At 72.8% G+C, this 5972-nt stretch carries 6 protein-coding genes and 1 pseudogene; 4 read left to right on the forward strand and 3 right to left on the reverse strand.

Annotated features, from left to right (window positions below):
• Positions 1-120 precede the first annotated feature (120 nt).
• A complete protein-coding gene (locus AB0C38_RS49375; RefSeq protein ID WP_360688679.1) occupies positions 121-1149 on the forward strand; it encodes a D-cysteine desulfhydrase family protein in 1029 nt (342 codons plus the stop codon).
• An 81-nt stretch (positions 1150-1230) separates the two neighbouring features.
• Here the strand turns inward: AB0C38_RS49375 and AB0C38_RS49380 are convergent.
• Both AB0C38_RS49380 and AB0C38_RS49385 read right to left on the reverse strand, forming a co-directional pair.
• Positions 1231-1794, reverse strand: a pseudogene (locus AB0C38_RS49380) (DUF998 domain-containing protein); the annotation flags it as partial.
• A gap of 35 nt (positions 1795-1829) precedes the next feature.
• Positions 1830-2615, reverse strand: coding sequence for a protein phosphatase 2C domain-containing protein (locus AB0C38_RS49385; RefSeq protein ID WP_360688682.1), 786 nt, complete (start codon positions 2613-2615; stop codon positions 1830-1832).
• A 92-nt stretch (positions 2616-2707) separates the two neighbouring features.
• Here AB0C38_RS49385 and AB0C38_RS49390 point away from each other — a divergent pair, with 92 nt between their 5' ends.
• Both AB0C38_RS49390 and AB0C38_RS49395 read left to right on the forward strand, forming a co-directional pair.
• Positions 2708-2917: a helix-turn-helix domain-containing protein gene (locus AB0C38_RS49390; RefSeq protein ID WP_360688685.1), complete on the forward strand. Its 210-nt coding sequence runs from the start codon at positions 2708-2710 to the stop codon at positions 2915-2917.
• Complete coding sequence (locus AB0C38_RS49395) at positions 2917-3444, forward strand: Clp protease N-terminal domain-containing protein (protein ID WP_360688688.1); 528 nt, start codon at positions 2917-2919, stop codon at positions 3442-3444. Before AB0C38_RS49390 ends, AB0C38_RS49395 begins: the two co-directional genes overlap by 1 nt.
• Here the strand turns inward: AB0C38_RS49395 and AB0C38_RS49400 are convergent.
• Positions 3441-4094 carry a hypothetical protein gene (locus AB0C38_RS49400; RefSeq protein WP_360688691.1) on the reverse strand — a complete coding sequence of 218 codons (654 nt, stop codon included), beginning with the start codon at positions 4092-4094 and terminating at the stop codon, positions 3441-3443. The two genes, AB0C38_RS49395 and AB0C38_RS49400, sit on opposite strands and share 4 nt — an antisense overlap.
• 61 nt (positions 4095-4155) lie before the next feature.
• Here AB0C38_RS49400 and AB0C38_RS49405 point away from each other — a divergent pair, with 61 nt between their 5' ends.
• Positions 4156-5604: a PLP-dependent aminotransferase family protein gene (locus tag AB0C38_RS49405; RefSeq protein WP_360688694.1), complete on the forward strand. Its 1449-nt coding sequence runs from the start codon at positions 4156-4158 to the stop codon at positions 5602-5604.
• The last annotated feature ends 368 nt before the right edge of the window (positions 5605-5972 follow it).

Genomic DNA, 5972 nt, shown 5'->3' on the forward strand with positions numbered 1-5972 from the left:
CAACGCCCCGCCTCCGCCCGAACGCCCCAATGTGGCCTTGGTTGCGTTCAACGCACCCAAGGGGCCCTTCGGTGCGTTCAACGCACCGAAGGCCACATTGGGGCGCTCTAGAGTGGGCTCATGACGTTCGACTTCGCCGGATTCCCCGACGCCGCACTCGCCGCGATTCCCCGCGTCGACCTGGGCGGCTGGCCGACGCCGCTGCACGAGGCACCGCGGCTCGGCGAAGCTCTCGGCCTGCGGAACCTCTGGCTCAAACGCGACGACGTCCACCCGCTCGGCGCCGGCGGCAACAAGCTGCGCAAGCTCGAATTCCACCTGGGCGCGGCGAAGGAAGCCGGCGCGGACACCGTGATCACCTTCGGTGCGCTGCAGACCAACCACGGCCGTCAGACCGCCGCCGCGTGCGCGAAGCTCGGCTTGCGTTGCGAACTCGTCCTCACCGCGAAGGTCCCGCGCGACGGCGATGCCTACGAACACTCAGGCAACATTCCGCTCGACAAGCTTTTCGGCGCGACCGTCCACGTCTGCGCCGACGGCGAGGAGACCGGCCGCACCTACGACCGGCTTGTCGCCGAAGCCACCGCCGAAGGCCGGAAGGTCTTCACCGTTCCGGTCGGCGGCTCCAACGACCTCGGCGCCCTCGGTTACGTCCGCGCCACGCTCGAACTCGCGAAGCAGCTCGAAGAACGTGGTGTCGAGCGCGCCCACCTCGTTGTCCCGCACGCCAGCGGCGGCACAGCGGCCGGTGTCGTGCTGGCCACCGGGCTCCTCGGGAACCTCGGCGTCGGCATCGCCTGCGTCAGTCACCCGCTCGACGAGGCCACGGAGAACCTCCGCGACCTCGTCGCCGGCGCGGCCAAGCTCCTCGGCGTCGAGCCGCCGTCGTTCGCGCACACGAAGATGAGCGACTCGACGCTCGGCCCCGGCTACGGCATCCCGACCGACGCGGTCTGGAACGCGCTACGGCTTTTCGGCCGCACCGAGGGAGTTGTGCTCGATCCGGTGTACACCGGCAAGGTGGCCGCCGCGCTGGTCGAATGGGCGGGCCACTTCGCCCCCGACGACCACGTGGTGTTCCTGCACACCGGCGGGATGCCCGGCCTGTACGGCTACGCGCCCGAATTCGCGGCGGCCGTCGAAGGCTGACTCCAGCCGGGTCGCGACCCGCAGCAGCGTGAAGAGCAGGGCGACGTCGGCGAGCAGCAGCAGCCGCTGCATGACGCCGATCGGGAACGCGTCGGAGATCTCCGGGAACGGCCCGAGCTTCGCCTCGCTCAACCGCACCAGCACGAAGCTGACCGCGAACAGCCCGAACGCCCCCGCGCTCAGCCGGACCGCCCGCACGACGGCAGCCCGCTCCGGGTGCCCCCGCAACGGTTCCAGCAGTGAGATCGCCGCGCCGGGCAGGCTCAGGAACGCGACCAGGCACGCGTAGAGGTGGATCTCGCCGCTCACCGGGTCCGGCGCTTCCGGGTAGCTCGCCGGGAACACCGCGGCCGCGGCCAGCCCGAGCGGCCAGAGGGCGAGCAGCAGCCGGGTCGTCCGCGACAGCGGCACGCCGGCGACGTGCAGCGCGCCGAGCACCGCCAGCGAGCCGATGGCCAGCGACAACAAGCTCGCGGCGAGCATGCCTTCGCCCCGGTCGGTCACGGTGTAGCTCGACAGCGTGTCGTACACCGGGTTGCGCGAGCTGATGATGTGCAGCACCACGGCCGTGAACAGCCCCCAGCCGAGCGCGCCCAGTGCCACGAGCCGCCACGGTCTCGTCCGCTTCCCCTGTTCCGTCCCCATGCCTTCCAGGTTCTCGAAGAACTGGACGGTCGTGATCAGGGAAGACCCTGAATTCCCCCGGATGCGAAGTCGATCAGCACGAGCGCCTGGTCGTCGTGGCGTTTCGGGCGCGGCCAGCGTTCGCCGTCCGGGTCCTGCTTCTCCGCGGTCCGGACGGCGTCCAGCACGGCGTCCGGCCCGTCGGCGCGGGTGACCGCCAGGGCTTCGCGCCAGTCGAACAGTGCGTACTGGTCGACGCCGATGGAGACGCCGTCGCTGGCGAGCAGGACGGCGTCGACGTCGGCCCGCGGCCAGCAGCGGCGGACGGCGTGCGCGGCCGCGCCCGGGTCGGCTTCGGCGACCCAGAAGCCGTCGTGGGCGTTGCGCCGGCGCCGGACGTCCGCGCCGGTCTGGAGCATCCCTCGCCGCCGCAGCCGGGCGAGACGGTCATCGGAGACGACGTCGACACCGAAGCCGCCGAAGCCGACGACCGGGCTGTCGGCCAGCACCAGCGCGTCGACGCGGTCGTCGAGCCACCGCACGGCGGCGACCGTGCTGGACGGCGACTGCTGCGGACGCAGGGCGTTCTCCGCCGTCACGACGGCGATGGCGCTGGTCAGGACGTCCGTCAGGTCGGCTTCGGGTGTCGCGCGGAGGTCGTCGGCGAGGCGCCGGGCCAGCCGTTCGGCGTACCAGCCGCCCGGAGGTTGCGAGGGGTCCGACGAGGTGGCGCCGTCGAGGACGAACACGGCGTTGTCCAGCACGACGACGTGGTCCTCGGTCGGGCGGGGGTGGCCGTCGGCGCCCACCCCGGCCCGCTCGGCGATCACGATCTCGGGCATCACCCGACTGTACGTCGCCGGTCCGGGACCTTCGCGCTGAAGCCTGTCAACTCAGGTTGACACGCCCCCGATGTCAACGTAGGTTGACAGACATGACGGAAGCGACGGACCTGGCCGCCCGGGCCGGCGACCGCGATCCCCGGGTGGGACTGCGTGCGGTCGCCGCGCTCCGGCGGCTGGTGGAACAACTGGAGGCCGTGCAGGTCCGCAGTGCGCGGATCAGCGGCTGGTCGTGGCAGGAGATCGCCGCCGAGCTGGGGGTCAGCCGGCAGGCCGTGCACAAGAAGTACGGGAGGCACTGATGTTCGAACGGTTCACGGCGGACGCGCGGATGGCGGTCGTCGAAGCGCAGATCGTGGCGCGGGAGTCCGGTTCGGTGGAGATCCGGCCGGCGCACCTGCTGGCCGGGCTGGTCAAGACCAATGTCCCGCTGCTCGCCGAGCTGGGCATCTCGGCCGACGAAGTCGCCGAGGAGATGGCGCGCGCCCGGCGCCGCGGCGGGGTCAGCGACGCCGACGCCGAGGCGCTCACCGAGTTCGGCATCGACGTCGAGCAGATCGTCGAACGCGTCGAGCAGACCCACGGCGAGGGCGCGCTCGCCGGCCGGCTCGGGCCGGCCAAGCGGGGGCACATCCCGTTCACGTCCCAGTCGAAGAAGACCCTGGAGCTGAGCCTCAAGGAAGCCGTCCGGATGGGGGACAAGCACCTCGGGCAGGAGCACATCCTGCTGGCGCTGGCCCAGCAGCGGGACACCGACGACGTGCTCGCCCGGCGCGGTGCCGACTACCCGACGCTGCGCCGGGCCGTGCAGCAGCGCAAGGCCGGCTAGTGACCCTGCTGCTGCTCCTGCTCTTCGGGGGCGCGGTCGCGCCAGGTGGTCAGCGGCAGCAGGGCCTGGGTGAGCGGGCCGATGGCGAGGGCGTAGAGCACGGTGCCGACCCCGACGGTCCCGCCGAGCAGGAAGCCGATGCCGACCACGGTGACCTCGATGCCGGTGCGCACCAGCCGGACGGACCAGCCGGTGCGTCCCGCGAGCCCGGTCATCAGGCCGTCGCGGGGGCCGGGGCCCAGCCGCGCGCCGACGTAGGTGGCGGTCGCGACGCCGTTCAGCGCCACTCCGCCGGCCAGCAGCGCGATCTGCCACACGAGGTCGTGCTGGTCCGGGAGCACGGCGCGGACGACGTCGACCATCACCGAGATGACCACGACGTTGGCGATGGTGCCGATGCCGGGGCGTTGGCGCAGCGGGATCCACAGCAGGAGCACGACCACGGAGACCAGGCCGGTGATCGTGCCGAACGTGAGTCCGGTGTGCTTCATGACGCCCTCGGCCAGCACGCTCCACGGCTCGAGGCCGAGGCCGGCTCGGGTGACGAAGGCGACGCTGGTGCCGTAGAGGGCGAGGCCCGTGAGCAGCTGGGCGCTGCGGCGGACGGGGTCGCGGGAGATCCGGACGGGTCGGAGATCGATCTGAGCCACGTCTCCACTATCGGGTCAAAGTGGCCTTGTAAACCATAGCCACTTCCGGGATATTGGCCTTATGGAACCGGTCATCCCAGTAGGTGGACGCATCTCCGGCCCTCGATTGGCCGTCATGCTGGGCTCGTGGCGGCAAGGCGGGTCCCGGCAGGGGGCAGTGGACCTGGCCGCGGCCATCGAGCTGCAGGTGCTGGACGGCCAGCTCCCGCTCGGCACCCGGCTGCCCGCCGAGCGCGAGCTGGCCGACGCGCTCGGCGCCAGCCGGACGCTGATCGGCGCGGCCCTGGACCGGTTGCGGGAGAGCGGGTTCGTCGCGAGCCGCCGCGGCGCGGGGTCGTGGATCGCCGCACCCGGACGCCGTCGCCGCGGGCCGCTCGCCCCGGCGGGGGCCGGCTCGATCGACCTCACCCACGCGTCCTCGCCGGCCATCCCGGGCACGGCCGCGGCGGTCGACACGGCTCGCGTCCGGCTCGCCGACTACCTGGGGGACCACGGCTACCAGGAACGCGGCCTGCTCGGCCTGCGGGAGAAGATCGCCCAGCGGTACACCGAACGCGGGCTCCCGACGACGCCCTCGCAGGTGATGGTCACCAACGGCGCGCACCACGCGTTCGTCCTGGTCCTGCGCATGCTCGCGGGCCCCGGCGACCGCGTGCTCGTGGAGCAGCCGACGTACCCGAACGCCCTCGAGGCGATCCGCGCCGCGCACGCGATCCCGGTGCCGGTGGCCCTCGACCCGGCCGGCCCGCGCGGGTGGGACATCGCGGGCGTCGACGCGGCGCTGCGCCAGGCGAACCCGCGGTTCGCCTACCTCGTCGTCGACTTCCAGAACCCGACCGGCCTGCGCATGGACGCCGAAGGCCGCGCCCGGCTCGGCACCGTCCTGACCCGCGCCCGGACCCCGGTGGTCGTCGACGAGACGCTCGTCGAGCTGGACCTGGAAGGCGACCCGCTCCACGGGCCGCCGCCGCTGGCCGCGTTCGCCGGCGACCTGGCGATCTGCGTGGGATCGGCGTCCAAGACGCACTGGGGCGGGCTGCGGCTCGGCTGGATCCGCGCGTCGGAGGACCTGCTCGGCCGGCTGGTTTCGGCGCGCTACGCGGTCGACCTCGGGTCGCCGGTGTTCGAGCAGATCGTGCTCACCGAGCTGCTGGCCGACGAGGCCGCGCTGGCCCGCCGCCGCGAGGAGCTGCGCGGCTACCGCGACGCCCTGGCCGGCGCGGTGCACCGGTACCTGCCGGACTGGACGTTCACGCTGCCGAAGGGCGGCCTGTCGCTGTGGTGCCGCATGCCGGAGCCGGTGAGCTCGCGGCTGGCGGTGGCGGCGGCGAGCCACGGCGTCCAGGTGGCGCCCGGCTCCCGCTTCGGCGTCCACGGTGGCCTGGAACGCTGGATCCGGCTGCCGTTCTCCTTGCCGCCGGACAAGATCGACGAAGCGGTCCGGCGGCTGAGCGCCGCGGCGGCGTCGGTCAGCGGCACCCCGGCTTCGCTGGACGCGCCGATCGCATAAAACGAACCGGTGCGCTGGATGCGAGCCTGCTCCCAGGGATGGGCGGCGTTCGTGAGCATCCAGCGCACCGGTTCGGGTGCACACCCCCGTTCGCGGACGTGACCCCGCTCGCGGGTAACCGCTGGCTTCCCGGCACAGCCCCTCGACGTGCCGGGAAGCCCGCGGTTCAGGCGCGCTCTCGGTACTGCGAGATCTCGCTCGGCGCGGTGAGCGAAAACTCCCGGAGCGCACCCGGTGTGGGTCCCGGCGCCGCGGGGGCAGCGCGGCGAGGCGCGCCACGGCGACACCGACGAGGTGCCCAAGGCCATCGGCACGTTCGGCTCCCGGTCGCTGCAGCTGGGTGGCTCGGCGATCCGGCAGGCCGCCGA

Source organism: Amycolatopsis sp. NPDC048633, assembly GCF_040650695.1.
Taxonomy (GTDB): Bacteria; Actinomycetota; Actinomycetes; order Mycobacteriales; family Pseudonocardiaceae; genus Amycolatopsis.

Coding starts and splice junctions, on each gene's coding strand:
- AB0C38_RS49405 (WP_360688694.1), top strand. CDS start 4,156: ATGGAACCGGTCATCCCAGTAGGTGGACGCATCTCCGGCCCTCGATTG.
- AB0C38_RS49375 (WP_360688679.1), top strand. CDS start 121: ATGACGTTCGACTTCGCCGGATTCCCCGACGCCGCACTCGCCGCGATT.
- AB0C38_RS49390 (WP_360688685.1), top strand. CDS start 2,708: ATGACGGAAGCGACGGACCTGGCCGCCCGGGCCGGCGACCGCGATCCC.
- AB0C38_RS49395 (WP_360688688.1), top strand. CDS start 2,917: ATGTTCGAACGGTTCACGGCGGACGCGCGGATGGCGGTCGTCGAAGCG.
- AB0C38_RS49385 (WP_360688682.1), bottom strand. CDS start 2,615: ATGCCCGAGATCGTGATCGCCGAGCGGGCCGGGGTGGGCGCCGACGGC.